The sequence below is a fragment of the Bradyrhizobium sp. McL0616 genome (assembly GCF_049993385.1).
Classification (GTDB): domain Bacteria; phylum Pseudomonadota; class Alphaproteobacteria; order Rhizobiales; family Xanthobacteraceae; genus Bradyrhizobium.
The window spans coordinates 6,923,603-6,948,394 of the sequence record NZ_CP188255.1 but is presented as its reverse complement, the minus strand read 5'-3'; the positions used below and the strand labels follow the sequence as shown (position 1 = coordinate 6,948,394).

At 65.0% G+C, this 24,792-nt stretch carries 23 protein-coding genes; 8 read left to right on the top strand and 15 right to left on the bottom strand.

Annotation, left to right across the window (positions count from 1 at the left end; all coding sequences use genetic code 11):
- Positions 1–35: 35 nt before the first annotated feature.
- From ACPPVR_RS33395 to ACPPVR_RS33365, 7 genes are all read right to left on the bottom strand, one after another.
- Positions 36–788, bottom strand: a complete 753-nt coding sequence (locus tag ACPPVR_RS33395) for a hypothetical protein (RefSeq protein WP_426610772.1) — start codon at positions 786–788, stop codon at positions 36–38.
- 196 nt (positions 789–984) lie between these two features.
- Positions 985–2,208, bottom strand: coding sequence for a M48 family metallopeptidase (locus tag ACPPVR_RS33390; RefSeq protein ID WP_426610771.1), 1,224 nt, complete (start codon positions 2,206–2,208; stop codon positions 985–987).
- A 32-nt stretch (positions 2,209–2,240) separates the two neighbouring features.
- A complete protein-coding gene (locus ACPPVR_RS33385) occupies positions 2,241–2,801 on the bottom strand; it encodes a LemA family protein (protein WP_426610770.1) in 561 nt (186 codons plus the stop codon).
- 134 nt (positions 2,802–2,935) lie between these two features.
- Positions 2,936–3,913 carry a small ribosomal subunit Rsm22 family protein gene (locus tag ACPPVR_RS33380; protein WP_426610769.1) on the bottom strand — a complete coding sequence of 326 codons (978 nt, stop codon included), beginning with the start codon at positions 3,911–3,913 and terminating at the stop codon, positions 2,936–2,938.
- Between the two features lie 42 nt (positions 3,914–3,955).
- Positions 3,956–7,420, bottom strand: coding sequence for a chromosome segregation protein SMC (smc, locus tag ACPPVR_RS33375; protein WP_426610768.1), 3,465 nt, complete (start codon positions 7,418–7,420; stop codon positions 3,956–3,958).
- 217 nt (positions 7,421–7,637) lie between these two features.
- On the bottom strand, positions 7,638–8,294 hold the full coding sequence (locus ACPPVR_RS33370; protein ID WP_426610767.1) for a DsbA family protein: 657 nt from the start codon (positions 8,292–8,294) through the stop codon (positions 7,638–7,640).
- 148 nt (positions 8,295–8,442) lie between these two features.
- A complete protein-coding gene (locus ACPPVR_RS33365; RefSeq protein WP_426610766.1) occupies positions 8,443–8,937 on the bottom strand; it encodes a DUF721 domain-containing protein in 495 nt (164 codons plus the stop codon).
- Between the two features lie 119 nt (positions 8,938–9,056).
- Here ACPPVR_RS33365 and mutY point away from each other — a divergent pair, with 119 nt between their 5' ends.
- A complete protein-coding gene (gene mutY / locus ACPPVR_RS33360; protein ID WP_426610765.1) occupies positions 9,057–10,175 on the top strand; it encodes an A/G-specific adenine glycosylase in 1,119 nt (372 codons plus the stop codon).
- A gap of 42 nt (positions 10,176–10,217) precedes the next feature.
- On the opposite strand, the gene ACPPVR_RS33355 is transcribed toward mutY, so the two are convergent.
- Positions 10,218–10,466, bottom strand: a complete 249-nt coding sequence (locus tag ACPPVR_RS33355) for a hypothetical protein (protein ID WP_426610764.1) — start codon at positions 10,464–10,466, stop codon at positions 10,218–10,220.
- A 251-nt stretch (positions 10,467–10,717) separates the two neighbouring features.
- Here ACPPVR_RS33355 and ACPPVR_RS33350 point away from each other — a divergent pair, with 251 nt between their 5' ends.
- Positions 10,718–11,140 (top strand): PaaI family thioesterase, encoded by a 423-nt coding sequence (locus tag ACPPVR_RS33350; RefSeq protein WP_426610763.1) that lies wholly within the window; start codon positions 10,718–10,720, stop codon positions 11,138–11,140.
- Between the two features lie 76 nt (positions 11,141–11,216).
- Here the strand turns inward: ACPPVR_RS33350 and ACPPVR_RS33345 are convergent, their stop codons facing one another.
- Entirely contained in the window at positions 11,217–12,497 is a 1,281-nt protein-coding gene (locus ACPPVR_RS33345; RefSeq protein WP_426610762.1) for a flavin-dependent oxidoreductase, read from the bottom strand.
- Between the two features lie 128 nt (positions 12,498–12,625).
- Between ACPPVR_RS33345 and ACPPVR_RS33340 the strand changes: the two genes are divergently transcribed.
- Positions 12,626–13,246 (top strand): glutathione S-transferase family protein, encoded by a 621-nt coding sequence (locus ACPPVR_RS33340; protein ID WP_426610761.1) that lies wholly within the window; start codon positions 12,626–12,628, stop codon positions 13,244–13,246.
- Between the two features lie 102 nt (positions 13,247–13,348).
- Here the strand turns inward: ACPPVR_RS33340 and ACPPVR_RS33335 are convergent, their stop codons facing one another.
- On the bottom strand, positions 13,349–14,284 hold the full coding sequence (locus ACPPVR_RS33335; RefSeq protein WP_426610760.1) for a LysR family transcriptional regulator: 936 nt from the start codon (positions 14,282–14,284) through the stop codon (positions 13,349–13,351).
- Positions 14,285–14,375: 91 nt separating this feature from the next.
- On the opposite strand from ACPPVR_RS33335, the gene ACPPVR_RS33330 reads away from it, so the two are divergent.
- Positions 14,376–14,807 (top strand): nuclear transport factor 2 family protein, encoded by a 432-nt coding sequence (locus ACPPVR_RS33330; protein WP_426610759.1) that lies wholly within the window; start codon positions 14,376–14,378, stop codon positions 14,805–14,807.
- 274 nt (positions 14,808–15,081) lie between these two features.
- Positions 15,082–17,091 carry a methyl-accepting chemotaxis protein gene (locus ACPPVR_RS33325; RefSeq protein WP_426610758.1) on the top strand — a complete coding sequence of 670 codons (2,010 nt, stop codon included), beginning with the start codon at positions 15,082–15,084 and terminating at the stop codon, positions 17,089–17,091.
- Positions 17,092–17,154: 63 nt separating this feature from the next.
- Here the strand turns inward: ACPPVR_RS33325 and ACPPVR_RS33320 are convergent, their stop codons facing one another.
- The 3 genes from ACPPVR_RS33320 to ACPPVR_RS33310 all read right to left on the bottom strand — a co-directional run bounded on the left by ACPPVR_RS33320 (position 17,155) and on the right by ACPPVR_RS33310 (position 19,551).
- Positions 17,155–17,835 carry a glutathione S-transferase family protein gene (locus ACPPVR_RS33320; protein WP_426610757.1) on the bottom strand — a complete coding sequence of 227 codons (681 nt, stop codon included), beginning with the start codon at positions 17,833–17,835 and terminating at the stop codon, positions 17,155–17,157.
- 129 nt (positions 17,836–17,964) lie between these two features.
- Positions 17,965–18,291 (bottom strand): hypothetical protein, encoded by a 327-nt coding sequence (locus ACPPVR_RS33315; protein WP_426610756.1) that lies wholly within the window; start codon positions 18,289–18,291, stop codon positions 17,965–17,967.
- Positions 18,292–18,420: 129 nt separating this feature from the next.
- Positions 18,421–19,551, bottom strand: coding sequence for a site-specific DNA-methyltransferase (locus tag ACPPVR_RS33310; protein WP_426610755.1), 1,131 nt, complete (start codon positions 19,549–19,551; stop codon positions 18,421–18,423).
- A 413-nt stretch (positions 19,552–19,964) separates the two neighbouring features.
- Here ACPPVR_RS33310 and ypfJ point away from each other — a divergent pair, with 413 nt between their 5' ends.
- Both ypfJ and moaB read left to right on the top strand, forming a co-directional pair.
- The gene (gene ypfJ / locus ACPPVR_RS33305) at positions 19,965–20,900 is read left to right on the top strand and encodes a KPN_02809 family neutral zinc metallopeptidase (protein WP_426610754.1); all 936 of its coding nucleotides are present in this window, start codon (positions 19,965–19,967) and stop codon (positions 20,898–20,900) included.
- A gap of 87 nt (positions 20,901–20,987) precedes the next feature.
- Positions 20,988–21,551, top strand: a complete 564-nt coding sequence (moaB, locus tag ACPPVR_RS33300) for a molybdenum cofactor biosynthesis protein B (RefSeq protein ID WP_426610753.1) — start codon at positions 20,988–20,990, stop codon at positions 21,549–21,551.
- Positions 21,552–21,900: 349 nt separating this feature from the next.
- Here the strand turns inward: moaB and ACPPVR_RS33295 are convergent, their stop codons facing one another.
- Positions 21,901–22,926 (bottom strand): bifunctional helix-turn-helix transcriptional regulator/GNAT family N-acetyltransferase, encoded by a 1,026-nt coding sequence (locus ACPPVR_RS33295; RefSeq protein WP_426610752.1) that lies wholly within the window; start codon positions 22,924–22,926, stop codon positions 21,901–21,903.
- Between the two features lie 63 nt (positions 22,927–22,989).
- Entirely contained in the window at positions 22,990–23,565 is a 576-nt protein-coding gene (locus tag ACPPVR_RS33290; RefSeq protein WP_426610751.1) for a glycosyl transferase, read from the bottom strand.
- 234 nt (positions 23,566–23,799) lie between these two features.
- Here ACPPVR_RS33290 and ACPPVR_RS33285 point away from each other — a divergent pair, with 234 nt between their 5' ends.
- Complete coding sequence (locus ACPPVR_RS33285; protein ID WP_426610750.1) at positions 23,800–24,639, top strand: RMD1 family protein; 840 nt, start codon at positions 23,800–23,802, stop codon at positions 24,637–24,639.
- Positions 24,640–24,792 lie beyond the last annotated feature (153 nt).

Here is a 24,792-nt window from a genome sequence, read left to right as displayed (position 1 = left end):
GCCCCAATCCAGCCGTATCCGCTCGCGCTCTGCAACTATTTTTCGCTGCTGCGGCCGCCGGGTTTGGAACCGACGATATCGGTCAGGTGGATCCGGTCGAACTCGCTCCAGACGTTGGCCAGCCAATGCCGGACATAACCGCGCAGCACAAAGGAATAATTGGCGGCCTCGTCGTGGACGCCCTTGTTGGCGACGAATTTCAGGAACGGGACGGAGGAGACTTCGACCTGCTCATAGGCCATTTCGTTGAGCTTGGGGATCGTCAGCTCAGTCGCGTCCTTGATGCGGTGGAAGTAGGAATTGTAGGTCGCCTGGTCCCACTGGAAGAACTGGGTATCGTTGATGAAGTTCTTGACCAGGAAGTATTTTGCGCCGGTCATGAAACCGGCCGTCTCGGCGATCTCGTCCAGCGAGGCGATCGAGGGTCCGAGGATGTGGAACACCGCAAAGGTGATCTGGCCGGCCTTGGCGGCGTCGAGGAAGCCGATGTCGCGCAGCGAGGCCAGAGCCGGCGAGAGCAGGCCGGCGCGAACGTCGATCACGGTGACCGACGGGCTTGTCGCATTGAGCGTATCGAAGATCTTCATCTGATCGGCCGTCGTCGTCATGTCGACGATCTCGGTGATGTCCGGGTGAAAGCGCTTCAGTGTTCCGCGCGGCGACTCGGTGTCGAAGGCGCGGGTCGGCACATTGTTGGCGGAAAAATAATCGAGCAGGGTGCGCGACACCGTGGTCTTGCCGACCCCGCCCTTGTCTGCGCCCACCACAACCACTGCCGGCTTTGCCATTGCTGTCCCCTAACGCGCGCCCCCGATCGCGAGGTCGCAATCGGCCGGGCCCCAAATCGATGTCCCGAGTCTGCTGTTGGGCGCGAACATGGCAGAAACAAGGGAGAATTCAATTCCGCAGGCCGCCGTTGCGGCAATTCCCGAGGTTTTTCCCGATCGCTGTAAAATCGGCCGTAAGGCGCGGCAAATCACACATTCAATGACGGCCCCAAGGACCCATGGGATTGCCCAGCGGATTGCCGGCTGCGGTTCCGGAGGGGCTTGGCGCGGGGACGGGCGGCGGATTTGACCGGCCGCCTGAATCGTTCCACGGACCCTGTGGCAGCGGCGGCGGGGCGTCCTGCTGGTCGGCTTGTTGTTCTTCGGGCTCTTCTGTCTCATCCGCGGGCGGCGGCAGCGGGCCGGGATCGTGCCCGCCGGCAAACTTGACCAGCGCGTCGCCCCGGGACTGCACCGACGGGTGGGTCGCGAACAAATCGGCAAAGCCCTCGCGCGGATTGTCGAGGCACAGCTCCATCACCGCCGAGGTCGCGCCCGGCAACTCGCCGCGGCCTTCGATCTTGCGCAGCGCCGAGATCATGGCGTCGGGATTTTTGGTGAGTTCGACCGAGCCTGCATCCGCCAGATATTCGCGCGAGCGCGATAGCGCGAGCTTCACCACCTGCGACACCAGCCAGGCCACCAAGATCAGCACGACCGCGATGATGATCACAACGATCGCGCCGCCGCCGGAGCTCTTGCTGTCGCTCGATGACGAGGACGATCGCGACGACGAGGAGGAGGAGCCGGACGACCACGAGCCGCCGGAGCTCCAGCTCAAATTCGTGAACAGGCGGAAGAACAATTCGCCGAAAAAGCCGACCACGCCGGCGATGATGACGGCGACGACCATCAGCTGCACGTCGCCGTTCTTGATGTGGGTGAGCTCGTGGCCGAGCACCGCCTCGATCTCCTGGTCGTTCAGTGCCTTCAGGAGACCGGTGGTGACGGTGACCGCATATTGTCGCGGGTTGAGGCCGGTCGCGAACGCGTTCAATGCCGGAGAATCCATGATCTTCAGCTTCGGCATGGTGATGCCGCGCGAGATGCAGAGATTTTCGAGGAGATTATAGAGCCGCGGCTCCTCCTGCCGGGTCACGTCGTGGCCGCCGGTGACGGCATCGATCATCGATTGGTGGAAGAAATAGGCGATGACGATCCAGGCGACCGCCGCGATTGTCGCGATGGGCGCTGCCTTGAGCAGGTCGGCAAAGGCACGGCTCAGATAATAGGCGGCGGTCTCATTGCCGTTGATGACGACCTCAGCGACCAGCGCGCCGGCATAGACCAGCACATAGACCAGCGCGAATAGGCCGGCGAGCAGCACCATCGAACGAAACTTGTTCGAGGCGATGTGCGTGTAGAGACCATACGCGGCCATGACGCGTTGCCCTGCCGGCCTATCGGCTCAAATCAGAACTTCACCTGGGGCGCCGCCTCGACCTCGGTGCGGCTCGCGCCGAGATCGAAGAAGTCCTTCTTGGTGAAGCCGAACATGCCGGCGAACAGCGCGGCGGGCATCTGCTGGATGCCGGTGTTGTACTCCTGGACCGCGCTGTTGAAGAAGCGGCGGCTCGCCGCGATCTTGTTCTCGAGGTCGGAAAGCTCGCTGGCGAGCTGCTGGAAGTTGGTGTTGGCCTTGAGGTCGGGATAGGCCTCCGACAGCGCGATCAGCCGGCCGAGCGCGCCGGAGAGCTGGTTCTCGGCCGCGGACACCTGCGTCGGACCCTGCGCCGACATCGCCGAGTTGCGCGCCTTGATGACGTCGTCGAGCGTGCCGCGCTCATGCGAGGCATAGCCCTTCACCGTCTCGACCAGGTTCGGGACCAGATCGTGGCGCTGCTTGAGCTGCACGTCGACATCGGCAAAGGCCTGGCCAACGCGCTGGCCCAGCGCCACCAGCCGGTTGTAGGCACTGAAGGCCAAGAACACGAGGACGACGATAACGCCGAGAACGATCCAGCCGGTCGACATGGAGAACTCCTGAAGGGGATTGAGGCGGGCAGCGTAACCCAAAACGGGGCCGAGGGAGAGCCCGGCGCGGAGGAAAGGTAAGACTTGGTCGAATGGGGAGCCATCCGAGTTCAAGGCAAAAGCGGGGAACGAGGTTAACTTTCGGCCATGACGGCATCGCCCCAGCGCCAGCGCCGGGCGCCGGCATAGGCGGCCTTGTCGCGGCGCGGTACCTTTGCGAGTTCGACGTTTTGCTCAGTGCAAAGCTTTGCCGTGATCTCGGCCTTGCCGACATCCGGTGGTGCCAGCACGCGCGAGGCGCGCATCGTGGGCGGCGTGCGGGTCAGGGCGACGTAGATGAATCGTTCGTCCTCGAACGGCACGTCGGCGCCTTTGATCTGGCGGTGTGCCTGCGAGCGCGGCAGGCGCTGGTTGAAATGGCACCAGTCCGGCGCTACGAGCGGGCAGGGCTTTTCGTGCGGGCAGGGCGCAGCAACGTGGGCGCCAGCCGCGATCAGTTGCTGGCGCAGCGCGAGAATACGCGCGTAACCCGCGGGCGTGCCGGGCTCGATCACGACCAGCGCGTGGCGGGCTTTGGCCCACATCGCTTCGGTGAGCGCGCGCTGATCGCGCTCGCCGAGTTCGCCGATGATGTAGCTGGCAACGACGAGATCGGCTTGCGAGACCTCGGCGAGGTTCGCGCCGGCGTCGCCCGGCAGGTAACGGCAATCCGCCAGCCGGGTGCTGTCTCGCGCGAGGTCGAGCGCGAGCCGGCTCAGGGTGGCGTTGGCATCGAGCAAAGTGAAATCTTGCAGCGACGAAAATGCCTCCGCAGCGGCCCAGCTCGCGGTGCCCGGACCGGCGCCGACGTCGAGCAGCGTTTCCGGGGCGAGATCCGGCGCAATTTCGGTCAATGCGTTCAGGCTAGCGGCAACGGCGGCGTAGGTAGCCGGCATGCGCGCGAGCGCATAGGCGAGCGCGTCGGCGTCGGACTTGATCGTGCCCGAGCCGCCGCCGGCGCGATAGGTGATCGAGATTTTCTGCGATCGCTGTGCGGCGTCAGTGCGCGAAAAGCCCTGGAGCTTGCCGTCGAGAGCGGCCTTTAGTTCAGGAGGAAGGGTCGGTGAAATCATCTTCCCATCGTCATGCCCCGCGCAGGCGGGGCATCCTGAGCCTCACGCCACGTTCTGGTCGAGAATGTCCACCGCCTCTGACAGGCTCACCGAGACGAGCTGCGAGACGCCGCGCTCGGCCATGGTGACGCCGAACAGCCGGTTCATCCGCGCCATCGTGATCGGGTTGTGCGTGATGATGACGAAGCGCGTGTCGGTCGAGGCGGTCATTTCGTGCAGCAAATTGCAGTAACGCTCGACGTTATGGTCGTCGAGCGGCGCGTCGACTTCGTCCAGCACGCAGATCGGCGAAGGGTTGGTGAGGAACACCGCAAAGATCAGCGCCATCGCGGTCAGCGCCTGCTCGCCGCCCGAGAGCAGCGACAGCGTCTGCGGCTTCTTGCCCGGGGGCTTTGCAATGATCTCGAGACCGGCTTCCAGCGGGTCGTCGCTCTCGATCAGGTGCAGCGCCGCCTCGCCGCCGCCGAACAGCTCGACGAACAGGCGCTTGAAATGGTTGTTCACGACCTCGAACGAGGTCAGCAGCCGCTCGCGGGCTTCCTTGTTGAGGCTCTGGATGCCCTGGCGCAGCCGCTTGATGGCTTCGACAAGGTCGTCGCGCTCGGTGGTGAGGCTGGTGTGCTGGGTTTCGACCTCGCGCAGCTCTTCCTCGGCGCGCAGGTTGACTGCGCCGAGGCGCTCGCGGTCGCGGCGCAGCTTCTCCAGCTCTTCCTCGGTCTCGCCAAGCGGCGGCAACTCCGCGCCGGGCTCGATCTCGGCGAGGCCGGCGACCGCCTGTGGCTCGACTTCGAGCATGTCGCGGATCTCGCGCTCGATGTCGTCAAGCCGGCGCCGCGCGCCCTCCATGCGCTCCTCGGCACGCGCGGTCGCCTCGCGCGAGCTCGACAGCGCTTCGAGCGTCAGCTTCGCGGCACGATCCGTCTCCGCCATCGCGGTCTCGGCGGAGGCGAGCGCGTCGGCGGCGACGCGGCGGTCGTTCTCGGCATATTCGATCTCGGTGATCAGCGCGCTGCGCTTCTCGGCGAACACGGCCGGCGCGTTTTCGAGATCGCTGCGTTCGATCGAGACTTCGGTGATGCGGGCCTGGATGGTGTCGATATGGGAGGCCGCGCTGCCCTTGCGGTTCTGCCACTCGGTGCGCTCGGCGAGGATCGCCTGGACGCGGCGGTCGGCGAGCTCTGCCTCGCGCGCCAGCGCCTGCGCCTCGGCGCGAACTTGCGCCGCCATGCGGCGATGGCCTTCGATGTCGCTGCGCACCGCGGCGAGACGGGTCTCGGTCTCTTCGCTCGACGGCAGTTCGGTGATGCCGGCCTCGGCATATTCGTAGGCGGCCTCTGCCTCGGCGCGGTCGGCGGCGAGACGGCTGTGCGCTTCCGACAGCGTCGCCTTGCGCGCAGCGTGACGGTTGATCTCGCGCTCAGTGGTGGCATGGCGCTCGCGCGCGACGTTCAGCTCGCGCTGCGCGGCGCGCCAGGCTTCACGCGATGCGCCTTCGGTGCTGGCCGCCATCTGCAATTCAGACTCGGCGTTCTCCAGCGCCTGACGCTGGATCTGCGCGTCGATGCGGGCCTGCTCCAGCTCGTTCTCGATGTCGACGAGGCGGGCGCGCTCTGCGAGCCGGCGTGCGGCGCCGGTCGGGGCGTGAGCGGCGGCGACAAAGCCGTCCCAGCGCCAGACGTCGCCCTCGGGCGAGACCAGTCGCTGGCCGGTCTTGAGCTGCGAGACGAGCTCGGCGCCGCGCTCGCGCGGCACCACGCCGATCTGCGCCAGGCGGCGCGCCAGCTCGGCCGGCGCCTGCACGTGATTGGAGAGCGGCACGACGCCCTCGGGCAGTTCCGGATCGCCTTCGGTGACGCCGGCATTGGTCCAGCGCATCGGCGCCGACGGATCCACGGGTGCATCGAGATCGTCGCCGAGTGCGGCGCCGATGGCCTTTTCAAAACCCTTGTCGACGGTGATGCCGTCGATGATCGGCGGCCACAGATTCTTGGTCTCGCCGTTGACGATCTTGGAGATCGTGCGCGCCTCGGTGTCGAGCCTCTGCACGCGCTTGTCGGCTTCGTTGAGCGGTGAGCGCGAGGATTCCAGCGTCTGGCGCGCGGCGACATGCGCGGCTTCGCTTGCTTGCGCCGCGGCTTCGGAAGCCGCCAGCGTCTGCTCCGCGTTCTCGACCGTCGCGGTCAGCTCGTCGAGATCACCGAAGCCGCCGGTCTCGTCCGCGAGCTTCTGCTCTTCGGCGGCGACATTCGCGATCTCCTGGTCGAGCCGGGCGAGCTTGTCGCGGTGGGTGCGGACATTGGCTTCGAGCTGGTTGCGCTTGGCGGTGAGATCGGCCAGCGCGGTGGTGAGCTCGGAGAATTGCTGCTCGGTTTCGGTCAGCACCGCCTCGGCCTCGGCCACGCGCTCGTCGACACCGGAGCGCTTCTCGACGCGCGACTTGATCTCTTCCTTCAGCTCGGCGTCCTCGGTGTCGAGCCGCTCGAGCGCGACGTCGGCATCCATGGTCTGCTGCTGGGCGCGGGCGATGTCGCCTTCGAACTGTGCCAGGCGGCGCTCGAGTTCAGTGACGCGCTCCTTGGCGCGCTCTTCCTCGCGGTCGAGCAGTTCACGTGCATTGGTCAGGCGCTGAAGGCCTGCCGCGGCACGGGCTTCGGCATCGCGCAACGCCGGCATTTCGGTTGCGCGGATCGCCTGGATGCGAGCTGCTTCGGCCTGATGCAGGGTCCGTTCGGCCATTTCGCGGACAGCCAGATCGTGGGTCTGGCCGGACTCGCTGACGTCGGCATGGGCGCCGATCCAGCGCAGGTGGAACAGGGTTGCCTCGGCCTTGCGGACCTTGGACGCGACCTCGCGATAGCGCACGGCCTGGCGGGCCTGCTTCTTGAGGCCCTCCATCTGGCCGGCGAGCTGGCCGATCACGTCCTCGACGCGGGTGAGGTTGGTTTCGGCCGCCTTCAGCCGCAGCTCGGCTTCGTGGCGGCGGGCATGCAGGCCCGCGACGCCGGCGGCGTCTTCCAGCACGCGGCGGCGCTGCTCGGGCTTGGCCTGGATGATCTCGCCGATCTTGCCCTGGTGGACGAGGGCCGGCGAACGCGCGCCGGTAGCGGCGTCGGCAAACAAGATCTGCACGTCACGGGCGCGCACGTCGCGGCCATTGATGCGATAGACCGAGCCGGACTCGCGCTCGATGCGGCGGGAGATTTCGAGCAGCTGGCTGTCGTTCATCGCCGCAGGCGCTGTGCGATCGGCATTGTCGATCGTCATCGTCACTTCGGCGTGGTTGCGCGCGGGACGGTTGCCGGAGCCCGCGAAGATCACCGCATCCATGTCGGCGGCGCGCAGCGATTTGTAGGAGGTCTCGCCCATCGCCCAGCGCAGCGCCTCGACCAGATTCGACTTGCCGCAACCGTTGGGGCCGACCACGCCGGTCAGGCCGGGCTCGATGACGAAGTCCGTGGGCTCAACGAAGGACTTGAATCCGTGTAGGCGCAGGCGGGTGATCTTCATAAGCACGCATCTCTGTTGGCAGGCGCGAATCCCCCTGCCGGGACAATACCATGAAAGGCAATGTCACTCTCTGGGTGAGTCGCGCGGGGCGCCTCATGCGGCGGACAATGGCCGCGGTGCGCCGCGAGGGCAACCTGCGAAAGCCGCTTTTCCCAAGGGATTTATGCCGGGAAAGATACGGCTTTGGAGATGCGAATCAGGAGGTCCGCGCTGAAGATCAGCTCTTCAGCAGCGGATTGATCTTCTTGGCGAATTCCTCGAACGAGGTCTCGCCCTTGATCTTCTCGCCGTTGATGAAGAAGGTCGGCGTTGAATCAACCTTCAGAACGTCGCTCGCATATTTCTGGTCGGCGGCGATCTTGTCGAGCAGCGCCTGATCCTTCAGGCAGGCTTCGACCTGCTGCTGGGTGAGGCCGGCCTGCTTGCCAATCCGCGCCAGCGTCTCGGTGGTGTTCTTCACCACCCAGTCGTTCTGCTGGCGGAACAGCATGTCGGTGACCGCGAAATATTTCGGCGCGTCGCCATTGGCGATGCAGCGTGACAGCATCGATCCGGCGGCGGCTTTGATGTCGAGCGGGAACTCGCGGAAGACGTAACGCACCTTGCCGGTGTCGATGTATTCCGACTTGATCTTGGGGAACACCTGCTCGTTGAAGGCCGCGCAGTGCGGGCAGGTCATCGAGGCGAATTCGGTGATGGTGACGGCGGCGTCCTTCGGGCCGAGCGCCATGTCGGGCAGCGACACCGGCTTGGCCACATCGCCAGCGGCCTGCGCCATAGCTTCGGAGATGAACCGCAGCGGCGAGAGCCCGGCGAGCGCGGCAAGCCCGGTCAGCGACAGCATCGTATTGAAGGCGCGGCGGGTGATGATCAAGGTCGGCTCCCGAATTGGCGTGGTCTCGCCCCAAGAATCCTGTTGAAGTCCATATCAAGGTTCCCGGGTGGCCTGTCGCTAGCTTGAAACGTGGTTTGAGGCAATGGCGAGCGATAAGGACGGGTCCATATTAGCCGCGGAATGAGGCTCAATTTCGCTTGATGGCGGCCCCGAGCCGCGCCAGCGCCGTCTTCAATTCTTCGTCTTCGATGTCGCCCAGGCCCTCCGCCACCTTGGCAACGGCTTTGGGGTCCGGTGGGCCGGGCCGCACCGGGCGCCGGGCGCGTGACAGGGGGGCCTGGCGGAAGGCGAGCTTGCCGACCGCGCTCCAGCCGAAGAAGCGGTTGACCCGCTCCAGGATCACGTCGGCAGAGTGCTGGATCTCCAGTGCCATCGGCCCCTCGACCCGCAGCACCAGCGTCGCCGGCTCTTGCGGCTGGCCCTCGACCGGCCGCGGCCATTGCATCTTCAAGGGCTCGGCGTGAGCTGCGATCTCCGGCCCGGCAATCTGCGCCCACCGCGTCACCAGCTCGCGCGCGGCAAAACCCTGCTTGGCATAGGCCTCGGCAAAGACGTCGTTGAGCAGCAGCGAGAGCGGCTTGGCGTTGATGGGGCCGGGTTTCATAGGACGAAGCTTGGACATGGGCCCTTATAGCACCAAGCGCGGGCCACAGGCTCCTCGCCGTGAAGAAATGCGTGGATGCCCGCGATGAGCGCGGGCATGACGTGGAGAGATCGGCGTGACGCCGCTACAGTGAGCGTATGAGCCCTAAAGCCGCCCTCAAGGCCAAGTCGGAACCGGTTCTGCCGGAGACGTCGTCGCGTCCGAAGCTGCTGCTCGATTGGTACGACCGCCATCGCCGCAGGTTGCCTTGGCGCGCCGCGCCCGGCGAGACGTCGGACCCCTACCGGGTCTGGCTGTCGGAGATCATGCTTCAGCAGACCACGGTAAAGGCGGTCGGGCCCTATTTCGAAAAATTCCTCGCGCGCTGGCCTGACGTGACGGCGCTGGGCCGCGCCTCGCTGGACGACGTGCTGCGGATGTGGGCCGGGCTCGGCTATTATTCGCGGGCGCGCAATCTCTACGCCTGTGCGGTCGCGGTGGCGCGTGACCATGGCGGCACATTTCCCGACACGGAGGAAGGGCTGCGCGCGCTGCCGGGGATCGGGCCCTATACGGCGGCTGCGATTGCGGCAATCGCCTTCGACCGACGCACCATGCCGGTCGACGGCAATATCGAGCGGGTGGTGTCGCGCCTGTTCGTGGTCGAGGAGGAATTGCCGCAGGCAAAACCCTTGATCCAGCAATTGGCGGCGACGCTGCTCGCCGATACCCGCGCCGGCGACGAGACGTCTCGCGCCGGCGATAGCGCGCAGGCGCTGATGGATCTCGGCTCTTCGATCTGCACGCCGAAGAAGCCGGCCTGCTCGCTATGCCCGCTCAATGAGGATTGCACGGCACGCGCGCAGGGAACGCAGGAGAGCTTTCCGCGCAAGGCGCCGAAGAAGAGCGGAGCGTTACGGCGTGGCGCCGCCTTCGTCGTCACGCGCGGCGACGAACTCCTCGTGCGCAGCCGGCCCGAAAAAGGCCTGCTCGGCGGCATGACGGAAGTGCCGGGCTCGGATTGGCTCGCCGGTCATGAGGATACGGCCGCGAAGCAGCAGGCGCCGGAAGTGAACGGGTTGTCACGCTGGCAACGCAAGGTCGGCGTCGTCACCCATGTCTTCACGCATTTTCCGCTGGAACTCGTGGTCTACACCGCGAAGGCCGACGCCCGCGCGCGCGCACCCGCAGGCATGCGCTGGGTGCCGATCGCGACCCTTGCGGACGAGGCGCTGCCCAACGTCATGCGCAAGGTGATTGCGCATGCGCTGGGCTAGGATCTCAGGCGGCGCGCGCGGCGCGCTCGTCCTCCGCCGGCATCATGAAGGTGCGGTTGCGCTCGCCATGAAGCGGTCGAGCCGGGCTGAAGTGGTGGACGCGATTCCGGCAAGGCCGCTCTCGATGAGGGCGGCGGTGTGCCTGTAGCTGATGAGTGCGGCGCCGGCAGCCAGCGTGCCTACGAGCACGATGGACATTGCAGCGACGGCTGCAGCGATCTGCGTCCGGACCGTCAGGTGATCTTCGATCGCGTGCAGGCGGTCTGCGACCTGCTGCAAGAGGGCTCGCATGGAAAGGCTCCGGTTTCACCGTCGCTTCTCCCATCTCGTAACTTCCAACCGCTTACCGGCCGATTGTTCAATTGGATCGTATTGAATCGGTCATGAAATCGCTTGGTTGAAGCAAGCTTAATGGCATGCGGAATGCCCTGCATTCGCACAAACTTCCGTATTTCCACGGAGTGTTGCGCTGCGGCGTATCGCCTGCTGCCATGAGGGTGTCAGCAGGCTTGGGCTAGTTGTTGACGGTCACGGAGGTTCGCATGGTCAAGACCGCGCTCGACAACTTCAAGAGGCCGCCCTGCGCGGAACTGCTCGGATGGCGCCTGCTTGATGCCCGCCCCGCGGACGGCTGGATCAAGCTCGGCTTCGAGGGCAAGCCGGAGTTCTGCAATCCGGCAGGCTTCATCCAGGGCGGCATGCTCTCGGCCATGCTCGACGACACGATGGGGCCTGCGGTCCTCGTGATGAGCGAGGGCCGGCTCTACACCACCACGATCAGCATGACTGTGAACTTTCTGAGCCCCGCAAAGCCCGGGCCGATCATCGGCGAGGCGAGGGTGACGCAACTTGGCAAGACGATTGCGTTCGTCGAGGCGAAGCTGATGACTGAGGATGGCACGGTGCTGGCGACAGCAACGGCCAGCGAGCGATTGCTGGAGGCGGCGAGGGTGGTGAGTAGATAGTCTGGCCGCGCATGTCGCTGCCCTCTCCCACAAGGGGCGAGGGCGCATCAACATGCGTCCCGCTTCGAGTGAAAGCTCACGCCCCCACCCGCTTCGCATCCTTGCTCACGATCGGCGGTTTCGCATTCAGCGCCTCGACCTGGAAACCCGCGACGCGCTTGTAGTTCGCGGCGATGTCTTCCAGCTCCTTCTGCGACAGCACGTCGGTGACAACCTTGTAGCCGTCAGGCGCGCGCTCTTCGACCATCTGCATCACCTGCTCGGGACCGTTCTTGCGGTTGAGCAGGACGAGGTCGGTGGTCGCAGGCCTCCGCTCGGCTTCATAGGCAAGCAGCGCCGCAGGGGTTGGACCATGTGCCAGAATCTCGCGCGTTATCGTGCGGGCATCGAGGATCGCCTGCGACGCGCCGTTCGAGCCGATCGGGTACATCGGATGCGCGGCGTCGCCCATCAGTGTGACGCGGCCAAAAGTCCATTGCGAGACGGGATCGCGGTCGACCAGCGGATATTCATAGGCGTGCGGGCAATCCCTGATCAGGCCAGGCACGTCGAGCCAGTCGAACTGCCAGCTCTCGAACCAGGGCAGAAACTCCTCGAGCCGCGCGGTGCGATTATAGTCTTCGCGGCGCCACTGATAGGTCGGCGGCATGTGGCGCTCGGCGACCCAGTTGATGAGGTGATTGCCCGCGGCGTCCGGCGCCTTCGAGATCGGGTAGCAGACGAATTTCAGGATCTCGTGGCCGGCCATGATCATGGTGCGGCCGCTGAGGAAGGCTTTCGACGGCGTGACGCCGCGCCAGAGGATGCGGCCGTTCCAGATCGGCGGGCCTTCGTTTGGATAGAGCTTTTCTCGCGCGGCGGAATGAATCCCGTCGGCGGCGATCAGGATCGCTCCGTCGTAGGTGCCTGCGGCCTTGCCGGTCGCCTTGTCGATGAAATCGGCGCGGACGCCTTCAGCGGTCTCGCTCCATCCGGTCAGATGATGGCTGGTCAGGATGTTGTCGCGGCCGAGCCGCTCGACCGAGGTGTCGAGCAGGAGCTGCTGCAGCGTGCCGCGATGAATCGAGAATTGCGGCCATTTGTAGCCGGCTTCCAGCCCGCGCGGCTCGCTCCAGATCGGCTTGCCCTGCTTGGAGAAATAGGCGAGCTCGCGCGTGCGCACGCCGCTGGCGTCCAGCTTGTCCATCAGCCCGAGCTCGATCAGCTCGCGCACCGCATGCGGCAGCACGTTGATGCCGACGCCGAGCGGCTTCAGCTCCGCGACGCTCTCGAACACTTTCACGGGAACGCCGATTCCGTGCAGGCTGAGCGCAAGCGTCAGCCCGCCGATGCCGCCACCGGCGATGAGTACGGTCATGACAAATCCCCTCCGATTGCAGGCGTCTTGGCACAGGCGGGCGGCGGTGGGCAACTGCGAAGAGCACGCCGTGCTATGGACCTGACGGCTGACAGTGGATAATTTCCAATTTTCCCATGAGGTCCGACATGCTCAAGCTCTACTACGCCACCGGCACCTGCGCGCTCGCCACCTACATGACCCTGGAGGAGGCCGGCGCCGACTACACGGCTGAACGGCTGAGCTTCAAGGACAATCAGCAGAACAGCGCGGACTATCTCGCGATCAACCCGAAGGGCCGCGTGCCGGCTCTTGTGACCGATCGGGGCGTCCTCACCGAGACGCCGGCGATGCTGGCCTACATCGCGCAAACCTTTCCCAACGCGAAGCTGGCGCCGCTTGACGATCCCTTCGATTTCGCCCAGCTGCAGTCGTTCAACTCCTATCTCTGCTCGACGGCGCACATCAACCATGCCCACAAGATGCGCGGTGCGCGCTGGGCGACGCAGGAGAGTTCGTTCGTCGACATGAAAGCGATGGTGCCGAAAACCATGGGCGCCTGCTTCTCCCTGATCGAACAGAAGATGTTCAAAGGACCGTGGGTGATGGGCGACCAGTTCACGATCTGCGATCCTTACCTCCACACGCTCTCGCACTGGCTCGAGGGCGACAGCGTCGACATCAACGCCACGCCGAAGATCGCAGACCATTTCAAGCGCATGTCCGACCGCCCCGCCGTGCGCAAGGTAATGGACGCGCAGAAGGCGTGAGGTCTCGTGGGTTAGCCCCGCAGATGCGCGGAAGCGCATCTGCTCGGCGTAACCCACCTCTTTAATCTCCACGGTGACAGAAGTGGTGGATTACGCCTTCGGCTAATCCACCCTACCACCCTGCAAAGCCTTCCGCTTCTCCAGCTCCCGTCCCGTCTCCAGCATCAGCCGCCGCAGCCAGATCGATCCCGGGTCCATCTGCGCTCGCGTCGGGTGGAACATGAACTGCTCGTCGATGCCGGGGTCGAGCGGCGGCGTCACCGTGATGAGCCCGAACTGCCTGGACAGCGCCGCGATCAGCCGGCGCGGCACGAAGGCGACGAGGTCGGTGCGGGCGGCGACGTGCAGCGCTTCGAGATAGCCTGAGACCACCAGCGAAATGTGCCGCTCGATGCCCTTGGTGCGCAGCCAAGTGTCGATCAAATCCTCGCTATTGCCGCGGATGATGACGCCGACATGGCGTGCGGCCAAAAAAGCCTCGCGCCGCTTCAGCTTCGTTCTCATGGGATGGCCGTGCCGCACCGCCAGCGCGTCGCTGTCGGTGTAGAGCAATTGCCGGTGAAAGCCTTTGAAGGCGTTGCCGATCGAGATCACGAGATCGATGGTGCGGGCGAACTCGGCGTGGAAGATCGCGGGCCCCCGCCACGGCACCACGTCGATGCGGACGTTGGGCGCAAGGCGCGTCACCTTTTCCATCAGCGGCGGCATCAGCAGCTCGACGGCGAGATCCGGCATCATCAGCCGGAATTGCCGCTCGCTGCGCGCGACATCGAAATCCTCCGGCACGAACAGCCCGCGTACCTGGTCGAGCGCCTGCGCCAGCGGCGCGCGCAGCGCTTGCGCCCGCGGCGTCAGCTCCATCCGGGCGCCGGTGCGCACCAAGAGCGGGTCGCCAAAGATGTCGCGCAGCCGTTGCAGCGCGTGGCTTGTCGCCGGCTGCGACAGGCCGATGCGCAGGGCGGCACGGCTGACATTGGCCTCGCGCAGCAGCGCGTCGAGCGCGGTCAATAGATTGAGGTCAAACGAATTCAAATTCATGAGGCGAATAGATATCATATCCGCTATCGATTTGAAGAATTCCGATCCGGCGGCGATGATCTCTGCGATGCCACCACACGGAGATGCCGCCATGAGCGCCGCAGCCAACAAGAAACTGATGCAGGATATCTTTGCTGCCGCCGCCGACCCCGACCCGGCCGTGCGCGACCGCGCGCTGTTTGCGGCAAGCCTTGCCGATGACGCCAAATGGGTCGTGACCGGTCAGTATTCCTGGTCGCGCACCTTCACGGGCAAAGAAGCGATCATGAATGATCTGCACGGCTATGTGCGGACCCGCCTTCGCGACCGGACGCGCACCGTCGCCCACCGCTTCATCGCCGACGGCGACATCGTCGCGGTGGAAGCCAAGGGCGACAACGTCACGCCCGAGGGTGTCCGCTACGACAACGACTATTGCCTGGTGTTTCGCCTCGAGGACGGCAAGATCAAGGAGATCAGGGAATATTGCGACTCGGTGCTGACTGAAAGTGCGCTGGGGCCATTTCCGCAAGCGGCCGCCTAACAAACGTTCATCCGGGAATTGCGTGCAGCGGCCTGCATGAAGCTGCGGGCCTTGCGCCAAACCTTGCGCAAGGGGCTTATAAAATCATCAGATTTCGCGCGCGCCAATGTGGTGCGCGCGAACAATCGGAAGGTTCAATTAACAAGTGTCCCCCATTGTGTCGCGGTGCAGCGTGGGTCGCCGAGAATCGACTCGCGGCTGCCAGGGTGGCCGGTGACGATTGCCGGAATTGTTCGGCCGCTCGAATTCACATGCTTCTGGGTGGACAGTGGGAATGCCGAAGTTTCGTTTGCGGATCAGGGGACGCCTGTACGCAGGCTTCATGGCCTTGGTGGCGGTTGGTCTCGTGATGGCGGTGGTTGCCGTCTGGAATTTGCGGGCGGTGCAGGAGCAGGTCGCAAAGGCCTCGGCGTTTTCGGACAGCACGGCGCGGGTGCTGGAGATCTCGACCCATCTCCAGGCAATCCAGCGAGCCAACCTTCGCTACATCTACGACGCCAACGAACCCGCAATGCGGGAGGCCCCGGAACGCGAGGCGGCTGCGACCGAGCTGTTGAAGGTCGGGGCGACGGGCACGCTCTCCGAGGAGCGGCGGAGGCTCTATAGCGGTCTCATCGACGACATCGCCAAAATGAAGACCCTGCGCGACAATCTCGGCGACGCCGTCAACGAGGCGAGGACGGGCAAGGCGACCCTGCTGCCGAGCGGCGACGAGTTGACCGTCAAGATGGGCAAGCTGGTCGATGCGGCGCGCGCATCGGCTGACGAAGACACCGCGGCCCTGGTCGCGGACCTCGAATCCAGGCTTCTTCTTGTTCAGATCGCGAACTGGCGTTTCCTGGCCTTGCGCGACACCAAGGGGCCGGCGAATTTCAGGACGAACGCGGACAGGGCCGCGCAGCGGCTCGCAGCGCTCGAAAAGAGTCCTCAGGCGGCGGAATTGCGCAATGCGATCGTGCCGGTGAAGACCGCGCTCGGAATCTACAAATCCGCGTTCGAGACGACATCCGCCGCAATGCTCCAGGCCGACGAGATCTACCACAGGAACCTCGCGCCCCTCATCGTCGAGAGCATCGGCAAGCTCAAGGCCGCCGAAACCGCTTTGAAGAAGGACTACAAGGAGTCGCGCGTCACGGCCGAAGCCGTGATCGATGGCACGACGTCCGTGCAGGAGATCGCGGGCGGTCTCGCGATCCTGTTCGGATTGATCGTCGCTGTCCTGATTGCCCGCAGCATCGTTGGTCCCCTGACCTCGATGACCCGCGCGATGGGGGCGTTGGCCGGCGGCAATCTCGAGATCGAGATTCCCGGGCGCGGCAAGGCCGACGAGATCGGCGACATGGCCAAGGCGATCCAGGTGTTCAAGGACAATATGGTCGACACCGAACGCCTGCGCCACGAGCAGGTCGAGGTCGAGGCGCGCCAGGCCGAGAGCCGCAAGAAAGACATGGTCCGGCTCGCCGATCAGTTCGAACAGGCGGTCGGCGAGATCGTCGATACCGTGTCCTCGGCGTCGGGTGAGCTGGAGGCGTCCGCCGGTACGCTGACCGCGACGGCGACGCGCGCACAGGATCTGTCGACCGAAGTGGCCAGCGCCTCTCAGGAAGCGTCGGCCAATGTGCAGGCGGTGGCGTCCGCCACCGAACAGCTGTCCTCCTCGGTCAGCGAGATCGCGCGCCAGGTGCAGGAATCCGCCCGCATCGCCGGCGAGGCGGTGGGGCAGGCGAGCAAGACCAACGATCGCGTCAGCGCGCTCTCCAAGGCTGCTGCCCGTATCGGCGACGTGGTCGAGCTGATCAGCACCATCGCCGGCCAGACCAACCTTCTGGCGCTCAACGCCACCATCGAGGCGGCGCGCGCGGGCGAGGCCGGCCGCGGCTTCGCCGTCGTCGCCTCCGAGGTCAAGGCCTTGGCCGAGCAGACCGCGAAGGCCACCGGCGAGATCGCCCAGCAGGTCTCCGGCATCCAGGCTGCGACCGAAGAGTCAGTCGGCTCGATCCGGGAGATCAGCGGCACCATCGAGCGGCTGTCGGAGATTTCATCGACGGTTGCAGCCGCCGTGGAAGAGCAGGGTGCCGCCACGCAGGAGATCTCCCGCAACGTGCAGCAGGCCGCTAACGGCACCCAGCGCGTCTCGACCAATATCGGCGACGTGCAGCGCGGTGCCTTCGAGACCGGCTCGGCCTCCTCGCAGGTGCTGTCGGCAGCGCGTTCGCTGTCGGCCGACAGCAACCGGTTGAAGCAGGAAGTCGCGAAGTTCCTGAACTCGGTCCACGCGGCCTGAGAGCGTCTCAAAAGCAAAAAGGCCACGCGCATGCGCGTGGCCTCGAATAACGGCGTGGGTTGATCAGGCGACCTTCGTCGTCATGTGCTTGAACATGTTGCCGCGGGCCTCGTCGTCCATCTCGGCCTTGAAGGTGAACTTGTCCTTCAGCGCGATCGCGCGCGCCGCCGCCGGGCGTGCGGTGATCTCATCGACCAGCCGCTTCACGTTCGGATATTTGCTCGGTGCATCCTCGCCGAGCACGAAGGCGGCCATGCGCGCCCAGCCCCACAGGTCCATGTCGACGATGGAGTAGCTGTCGCCGACCATGTAGCGGTGCTTGGCGAGATGATCGTCGAGGATCTGGTAATGGCGGTGGCCCTCGAACTGGTAGCGGTTGTGCGCGTAGGCCTGGTCTTTGGGCGAGAAGTGCTTGAAGTGCACGGCCTGACCCGAATACGGCCCGACGCCGGTGGCAATGAACATCAGCCAGGACAGCGTCTCGCCGCGAACGGCGGCGGCGGGCAGGAATTTGCCGGTCTTCTCGGCGAGATAGAGCAGGATGGCGTTGCTATCGAAAACAATGGTGCCGCCATCGTCGATCGCCGGCACCTTGCCGTTCGGATTGACCTTCAGATAGTCCGGCGTGAACTGCTCGCCCTTGCGGGTGTCGATCTTCACCGGCTCGAAAGCGAGACCGCTCTCTTCGAGATAAAGCGCAACCTTGGTCGGGTTCGGCGATCCGTTGAAATAGAATTTGAGCATGTTTATCTCCCCAATCCACTTTTTAGAGAACGAACGCAGCGTCGTGCCGCAGGCGGCCTTCTCTTGCCTGAACCTGGTCCGGGGGCGCAACCGGCGAGTTTGCCGTGCGGTACCTGCGCCCCGCGCAGGTCAGCCGACGTAGAACAGGCCGATCCCCGACGCGACGATCATGGCAGCGCCGACGGCCTCCAGCCGCAGCCCCAGCCGCGCGGCCAAGCGCATGTTGGACGCCTGGGTGGCGCGCTCGGTTCCCCGCGCATAGCCGTGAACGATGACGTCGTGATTGAAGGCGTCGTGCGCCTCGTTGCTGCTGGCGAGCCCGACACAGACCACGAGCACGCCGAACAGGGCCAGACCGAAAAATCCCAGCAGGGCGATCAGGAACATCGGAAACATGCCGACCAGGAAGATCGGCAGCAGTGGCACCAGCAGCAATGTCTCGGACTGTCGTCGCATGGGGGCGGACCGATCGGGCGAGGACTGATCGGTCAAATCTAGTGCTGACGGCGATCGCGTTCAACCACCCCTCGTCATTCCGGGCTCGCTCGCCTTGCTGGCGCGCCGGAATGACGATGGAGCGGAGCGCTACCCCGCCGCCATGCCGGCGCGGATCTCGGCGCGGAGTTCGTCGATCAGCTTGAGGCCCTTCTTGGTCTCGATGTGCCAGAAGGTCCAGCCGTTGCAGGCTTGCGCGCCTTGCGCCACCGCGCCGATGCGGTGGATCGAGCCGACCTTGTCGCCGAGCATGATGGCGCCGTCGGCACGGACCAGCGCGCCGAGCTTCTTCTTGGCGTCGAACAATTTCGTCCCGGGCATGATCATGCCACGCTCGATCAGCTCGGAGAATGCGACCCGCGGCGCTTCGCGCGCGGTCATGAACGGGGCGAGGCTTGCTTCCGGCAGCGGCTCGACCGCGGCGATGCGGGCCTCCGCAGCCTTGGCATAGGTCTTGTCGCGCTCGAAGCCGATATAGGAGCGGCCGAGACGTTTTGCGACAGCACCGGTGGTGCCGGTGCCGTTGAAGGGATCGATCACGAGATCGCCGGGCTTCGACGATGACAGCAGCACGCGCGCGAGCAGGCCTTCCGGCTTCTGCGTGGGATGAACCTTCTTGCCATCAGCGCCCTTGAGGCGTTCCTCGCCGGTGCACAGCGGGATCAGCCAGTCGGAACGTGCCTGCACGTCCTCGTTCGCAGCCTTCAGCGCTTCGTAATTGAACGTGTAGCCCTTGGCCTTCTCGTCGCGGGCGGCCCAGATCATGGTCTCGTGCGCGTTGGTGAAGCGGCGGCCGCGGAAATTCGGCATCGGATTGGTCTTTCGCCAGACGATGTCGTTCAGCAGCCAGAAGCCGAGGTCCTGCATGATCGCGCCGACCCGGAAGATGTTGTGATAGGAGCCGATCACCCAGATCGTCGCCGACGGCTTCATCGCAGCGCGCGCGGCGAGCAGCCAGGCACGGGTGAAATCGTCATAGGCGGAAAACGATTCGAACTTGTCCCAGTCGTCGTTGACGGCATCGACATGGGATTCGTCGGGGCGCTTGAGATCGCCCTTGAGCTGGAGGTTGTAGGGCGGATCTGCGAACACCAGATCGACCGAACCTGCCTGAAGCTTCGACATCTCGGCGACGCAATCACCGAGGATGATGCGATGCGAGGCGGACTCAAAATTTGTGCGGGGCGCCCTTGCAGACGCCCCGCGACGCGACACTACCATGACTCAAGAACTCTGACTCAGGCGACGCTGTCGGCGACGCGGGACCAAACAACCGACTGACCGTTACAATGAAGCGGCAAAGTAAAAATCGACTTAACCCGCTGTTTTTGTGAGCAGGCGTCGCATCGTGCGTTGCGCGAGTTTGGTTGCGCACATTCGCTATGTTTTACGGTGTATTTCGTATTTCTTCGCGGTGCGGGAGCGGCCGAGGCTCCAAAAGACTCCAAATTTCTCTCGGAAAAAATTGCAGTGACCCCGGAAAAAATTGCTGACGTCGCACGCTGTCGGACTAGGCAATATTTGCCGAGCGGGATATTGATTAACACAATGGAAATTTTACGTGTGTGGCGCGTTGAGCTTTTCGCGTTTCTGCGTGCCCCTGCCAAGCAATCGACGACCCGAGGGAAGCCACCATGCGATACGATGATTTCCGCCGCAGCGACGACGTCGAGGATCGTCGCGGCGATGATGGTGGCGGCGGTGGAGGCGGCGGCGGGTTCGGTCTTCCCATGGGCGGCGGCGGGCTCGGCATCGGCACCGTCATCGTGCTCGGCCTGATCGGCTACGCCTTCGGCATCGATCCGCGCATCCTGATCGGCGGCGCCGAGATCCTCACGGGCGGCGGCCAGGCGCCGAGCTACCAGACCGATCGCCAGTCGTCCTCGACCGCCAAACGCGGCGCGCCGACCGACGAGATGGGCAGCATGATTGCCGGCGTGCTCGGCGAGATCGACGATCGCTGGAGCGAAATCTTCCAGGCCAGCGGCCAGTCCTACACCGGTCCCAAGATCGTGCTGTTCCGCAACGCCACCAATGGCGGCCGCTGCGGCATGGCGCAGTCGGCGATGGGCCCGTTCTATTGCCCGCCGGACCGCACCATCTTCCTCGACACCGGCTTCTTCCGCGAGGTCGAGACGCGCTTCCACGGCTGCTCCGGCAATGCCTGCAAGTTCACCGCGGCCTACATCATCGCGCATGAGGCCGGTCATCACATCCAGAACCTGCTCGGCATCATTCCGCGCGTGACGCGGCTGCAGCAGCAGGCCGGCAGCAAAGCCGAGTCGAACGCGCTTCAGGTGAAGGTGGAACTCCAGGCCGACTGCCTGTCCGGCGTCTGGGTCAACCGCGAGGAGAAGAAACGTCCGGGCTTCCTGGAGGCCGGTGACATCGACGCCGCGCTGACCACCGCAAGCGCGATCGGCGACGACACGCTGCAGCGCCAGGCGACGGGCCGCGTCGTGCCTGACTCCTTCACCCACGGCTCGGCGGCCCAGCGCAAGCAGTGGTTCATGACCGGCTATCAGCAGGGCACGGTGCAGGCCTGCAACACGTTCGGCGGCGGGTCGTAGTAAACTGGTCGTAGCGTCATCCCCGGACGAACGCATTTGCGTTCGCTCGGGGATGACGTTGGTGGGTGGGAAAGCAGGAGTGAAGTCGTGGCGTCCATCGACGAAACAAAGCAGTTCATCCCGCTCAACATCGCGGTGCTCACGGTCTCCGACACGCGCGCACTCGCCGACGACAAGTCCGGCCAGACGCTTGCCGATCGTCTCCTTGCTGCCGGCCACCATCTCGCCGCGCGCGAGATCGTCACCGATGACGTCGAGGCGATCCGCGCGGTCATCCGGCGCTGGATCGACGATGCCGGTGTCGACGTCGTCATCACCACCGGCGGTACCGGCTTTACCGGGCGCGATGTCACGCCGGAGGCGATCGAGCCGCTGTTCGAGAAGCGCATGGACGGTTTCTCGATCGCGTTCCACATGCTGAGCCATGCCAAGATCGGCACCTCGACGATCCAGAGCCGCGCCACCGCTGGCGTTGCGGGCGCGACCTACATCTTCTGCCTCCCTGGTTCTCCCGGCGCCTGCCGCGACGGCTGGGACGGCATCCTCAATGCCCAACTCGACTACCGCACGCGTCCCTGCAATTTCGTCGAGATCATGCCGCGGCTGGACGAGCATTTGCGAAGAGCGAAGGCGCAGGGCGCGACGGTGTAGTCGCGAACGCAGGTGTTCTTTTCCCTTCCCCCCTTGTGGGGGAAGGTGGCGCGAAGCGCCGGGTGAGGGGTTCTGTCCGCTCACACAGGCGCTCGCGGAGACAAACCCCTCACCCAAGTGAGTTTGTGTCTACTTCCGGCGCTGCCCTCTCCCACAAGGGGCGAGGGCACGGCAATGCGCATCTCGCGTGTTGCAGCGCTTGTTCTCGACTAGGTCCTCCGCCGCAGCGAACCCCACACCATCAGCCACAAATTCCGACACGCCTCCGCGCGCAGTCGTCGTGCCCGGCGCTTGTAGAGATCGACGAGCTCTCCAGTGATACGGCGCGCGGGTTCGTGCCGCTGGCGCATCAGAGATCGCGCTCCCAGGTTTCGCCGGTCAGGTTCTGGCCAAAGCTGCGGTGCGGCTCGGTCGCGGTCAGCTTGAAGCCGGCATCCTGGTAGATTTTTCGCGCGGCGATCAGATTGCTCTGCGTCCACAGCGTCATCCTCCGATAGCCGCAGGCGCGCGCGAAGGCGACGCATTCGGCGACGAGCCGCTGGCCGAGGCCCTGTCCGCGCGCGGCCGGATCGAGGATTAGCAGGCGCAGCTTGGCGACGTCGTCGCTCGCCTTCACCAGAAACACCGAGCCGACCGGGCGGCCCTCGATGTCGGCGATCCAGCAGCGCTCGCGCGAGGCGTCGTAGGACGTCATGTATTTGGCGACGATCTCGGCGACCAGCGCCTCGAAGCCGGAGTCGAAGCCGTATTCGCTGGCATAGAGCGCGCCGTGGCTCTGCACCACCCAGCCCATGTCGCCGGGGCGCGGATCGCGCAAGGTTGCGCGCGGTGCCGGCGTGCGCGGCAGGCCGAGCAGCCGCTCGATCGTCTCCATCGCACCGGTCAAACGCCTGCGATCTTCGCCCGGCAGCGGCCGCAGCATCGCGGCGACGTCGTCCTGCGACAAGCGTTCGAGCTTGGCGAAAGCCTGGCGGCCCTTCGCAGTCAGGCTCAACTGGACCTGCCGGCGATCGCTGGGAAGCGGCTTGCGCGCGATCAGCCCGCCCTCGTCAAAGCTCTGCACGATGCGGCTGAGATAGCCGGCATCGAGCCCGAGCGCGATGCCGATCTCCTTGGCCGACTGCTCGCCGCCATCTTGTTCGCCACCGTGGGCGAGTTCGTAGAGCACGCGCGCCTCGCTCAGCGAGAACGGGCTTTTCAGCAGCTGCTGGTCGAGCACGCCGAGCTTGTGGGTGTAGAAGCGGTTGAAGGCGCGAACCGCCAGAACCTGGTCCTCGGAGACCTGATCCTCCAAGACCTGGTCTTGAAAGACCTGATCTTGAGCGACTTGGTCGCTGGCCAATGGGTCGGTCGAATGCGTCGGGTTGGATGGCATGGGGCACCTCGATACTTGCCATTGTCAAACAATTATTTGACTTTGGCAAGTATTAGATGCATGTCAGCCGACCATGACGATCCGGCTGCGCAGCAGCGTCCGTGAGGAGCGGCCAAGCCGCCGCAGCAGCCGCGCCTCGGAACGGCGGGCCTGGGGCGGATAGCCGCCGATCCGGTCGTAATGATCACGCGCGATCAAAAGTCCCTGATCTCCCAGGGGACCTGCGAGCTTGCGCACCACGGAGCGCAAGAAGTCGCGGAACCCGGTATCTGCGTAGGGGGAACGGGCGTATCGGAACACGGCGGCACGATCGCGGCCGCTGGACGCGACGGCCTGGATGAATTGGGTGGTCTCCTCGATCCAGCCGGTTTCCAGCACCGCACCGGCGGGGAGGAACATCAGCCAGGGCGACCGGGCCTGGAGTGCACCGGCGGCCAGCGCGGCGCCTTGCGATGATCCCTCATAGCCGATGAAACGGCAGCCCGCGACGTCGGCAACGCGCTCGATGACCCCGTTGCGGGTGCCGTCGACCAGCAGCACTTCCCGGATGATGCCGGCCGCGGCACCGGGCACCAGTGCGGCCAGAGTCGCGACCGCCGTCTGCTCGACGCCTTCGGTCGGTATGATGACGCTCAGCATGATTGAGGCTTCGGTGTCTGCGACTTCGGGAGAAGCGTAGCTTGTTATGATGTTGTCATAAACACGCGGCGTTGCCGAGTGCAACTTTCTGCCGGTGCTTCGGCGTGCGATGGTAAACTCAGGGCCCCTGATCGCAGCCGAATGTGTCGCGCGCGGGGTGGCTGTATTGCCGAATGTTTCGGCGCCGATGCGTGCTCCGTAGAAGGCCGGGTGACACGAAAGCAGGATGTTCGCGTGAATGCCGATCAACTTCCCGTTGGCTCTGCGCCAGCATTGTCGAAGCCGGACGCCGCGCCAACCCTGCGGATTCGCGCGCTGATGCTGGGCGACCGCATCAATGCCTCCGGCCTCGAGCTCGGCCCGCTGGTGTCCTCGACGCCAGCCGCCTTCCGTGTCCATGCCGGCCTTGCCGTGGTCTTCCGTTACGGCGTCGTGGTGCTGATCGGCCTTCTTCCTTCGGAGGAGAAGGTGCTGATCGATAGCCTCAAGCCGCGCGTAATCGGCGAGCTCAGCCCCTATGAGGAGGAGATCGCGCACGCGCAACTCTGCAAGGATGAAAGCACTGAGGCGATCCAGCCCGGCGGGCCGATCTACCTTGCCAAATTCTCCGACGACCGGTTGCTCCTGGTTGCGGACGCGCTCGCCAAGAGCACGTCGCTGGCACGCGACGAGCGGCGCGTCGCCGCGGTCTTCGACGTCATCGAGCCCTTCGCACGCAAGCTCGCCGAGCGCGGCCGCACGCCGCGCCGGCGCAAGAGCATTCTGCAACTGATCGGCAATGCGCTGCTGGTGCAGCAGCGCGTGGCCGGCCGCGTTGCCGTTGCGGAGAAACCCGATGTGCTCTGGGAGAAGCCCGAGCTCGACCGGCTCTATGGCCGTCTCGAAGACGAGTACGAGCTGAAGGAACGTCTGGAGACGCTCGAGCGCAAGCTCACCGCGGTGTCGGCAACCGCCAACGCACTGACCGACATCATCGACACCCAGCGTTCGCTGCGTCTCGAAATCGCGGTGGTGGTGCTGATCGTGATCGAGGTCGTGATCGGCTGCATCCAGATTTTGTCTGGCATTCACTAGTGCGGGATGAATTTTTCCGCGAGCGAGGCGTGCGTGACTGTGCCCTCGCCCCGTGTGGGAGAGGGCAGCATCGCTAGGAGACACGAACTCATTGGGTGAGAGGTCTATCTCCGCTCACTCATTTGCATATGCGCGCGCGGACAGAACCCCTCA

What these genes read in the sequence shown, in the direction of transcription:
- ACPPVR_RS33395 (WP_426610772.1), bottom strand. Translation starts at nt 788, where the DNA reads ATGGCAAAGCCGGCAGTGGTTGTGGTGGGCGCAGACAAGGGCGGGGTC.
- ACPPVR_RS33390 (WP_426610771.1), bottom strand. Translation starts at nt 2,208, where the DNA reads ATGGCCGCGTATGGTCTCTACACGCACATCGCCTCGAACAAGTTTCGT.
- ACPPVR_RS33385 (WP_426610770.1), bottom strand. Translation starts at nt 2,801, where the DNA reads ATGTCGACCGGCTGGATCGTTCTCGGCGTTATCGTCGTCCTCGTGTTC.
- ACPPVR_RS33380 (WP_426610769.1), bottom strand. Translation starts at nt 3,913, where the DNA reads ATGATTTCACCGACCCTTCCTCCTGAACTAAAGGCCGCTCTCGACGGC.
- smc (WP_426610768.1), bottom strand. Translation starts at nt 7,420, where the DNA reads ATGAAGATCACCCGCCTGCGCCTACACGGATTCAAGTCCTTCGTTGAG.
- ACPPVR_RS33365 (WP_426610766.1), bottom strand. Translation starts at nt 8,937, where the DNA reads ATGTCCAAGCTTCGTCCTATGAAACCCGGCCCCATCAACGCCAAGCCG.
- mutY (WP_426610765.1), top strand. Translation starts at nt 9,057, where the DNA reads ATGAGCCCTAAAGCCGCCCTCAAGGCCAAGTCGGAACCGGTTCTGCCG.
- ACPPVR_RS33355 (WP_426610764.1), bottom strand. Translation starts at nt 10,466, where the DNA reads ATGCGAGCCCTCTTGCAGCAGGTCGCAGACCGCCTGCACGCGATCGAA.
- ACPPVR_RS33350 (WP_426610763.1), top strand. Translation starts at nt 10,718, where the DNA reads ATGGTCAAGACCGCGCTCGACAACTTCAAGAGGCCGCCCTGCGCGGAA.
- ACPPVR_RS33345 (WP_426610762.1), bottom strand. Translation starts at nt 12,497, where the DNA reads ATGACCGTACTCATCGCCGGTGGCGGCATCGGCGGGCTGACGCTTGCG.
- ACPPVR_RS33340 (WP_426610761.1), top strand. Translation starts at nt 12,626, where the DNA reads ATGCTCAAGCTCTACTACGCCACCGGCACCTGCGCGCTCGCCACCTAC.
- ACPPVR_RS33335 (WP_426610760.1), bottom strand. Translation starts at nt 14,284, where the DNA reads ATGAATTTGAATTCGTTTGACCTCAATCTATTGACCGCGCTCGACGCG.
- ACPPVR_RS33330 (WP_426610759.1), top strand. Translation starts at nt 14,376, where the DNA reads ATGAGCGCCGCAGCCAACAAGAAACTGATGCAGGATATCTTTGCTGCC.
- ACPPVR_RS33325 (WP_426610758.1), top strand. Translation starts at nt 15,082, where the DNA reads ATGCCGAAGTTTCGTTTGCGGATCAGGGGACGCCTGTACGCAGGCTTC.
- ACPPVR_RS33320 (WP_426610757.1), bottom strand. Translation starts at nt 17,835, where the DNA reads ATGCTCAAATTCTATTTCAACGGATCGCCGAACCCGACCAAGGTTGCG.
- ACPPVR_RS33315 (WP_426610756.1), bottom strand. Translation starts at nt 18,291, where the DNA reads ATGCGACGACAGTCCGAGACATTGCTGCTGGTGCCACTGCTGCCGATC.
- ACPPVR_RS33310 (WP_426610755.1), bottom strand. Translation starts at nt 19,551, where the DNA reads ATGGTAGTGTCGCGTCGCGGGGCGTCTGCAAGGGCGCCCCGCACAAAT.
- ypfJ (WP_426610754.1), top strand. Translation starts at nt 19,965, where the DNA reads ATGCGATACGATGATTTCCGCCGCAGCGACGACGTCGAGGATCGTCGC.
- ACPPVR_RS33295 (WP_426610752.1), bottom strand. Translation starts at nt 22,926, where the DNA reads ATGCCATCCAACCCGACGCATTCGACCGACCCATTGGCCAGCGACCAA.
- ACPPVR_RS33290 (WP_426610751.1), bottom strand. Translation starts at nt 23,565, where the DNA reads ATGCTGAGCGTCATCATACCGACCGAAGGCGTCGAGCAGACGGCGGTC.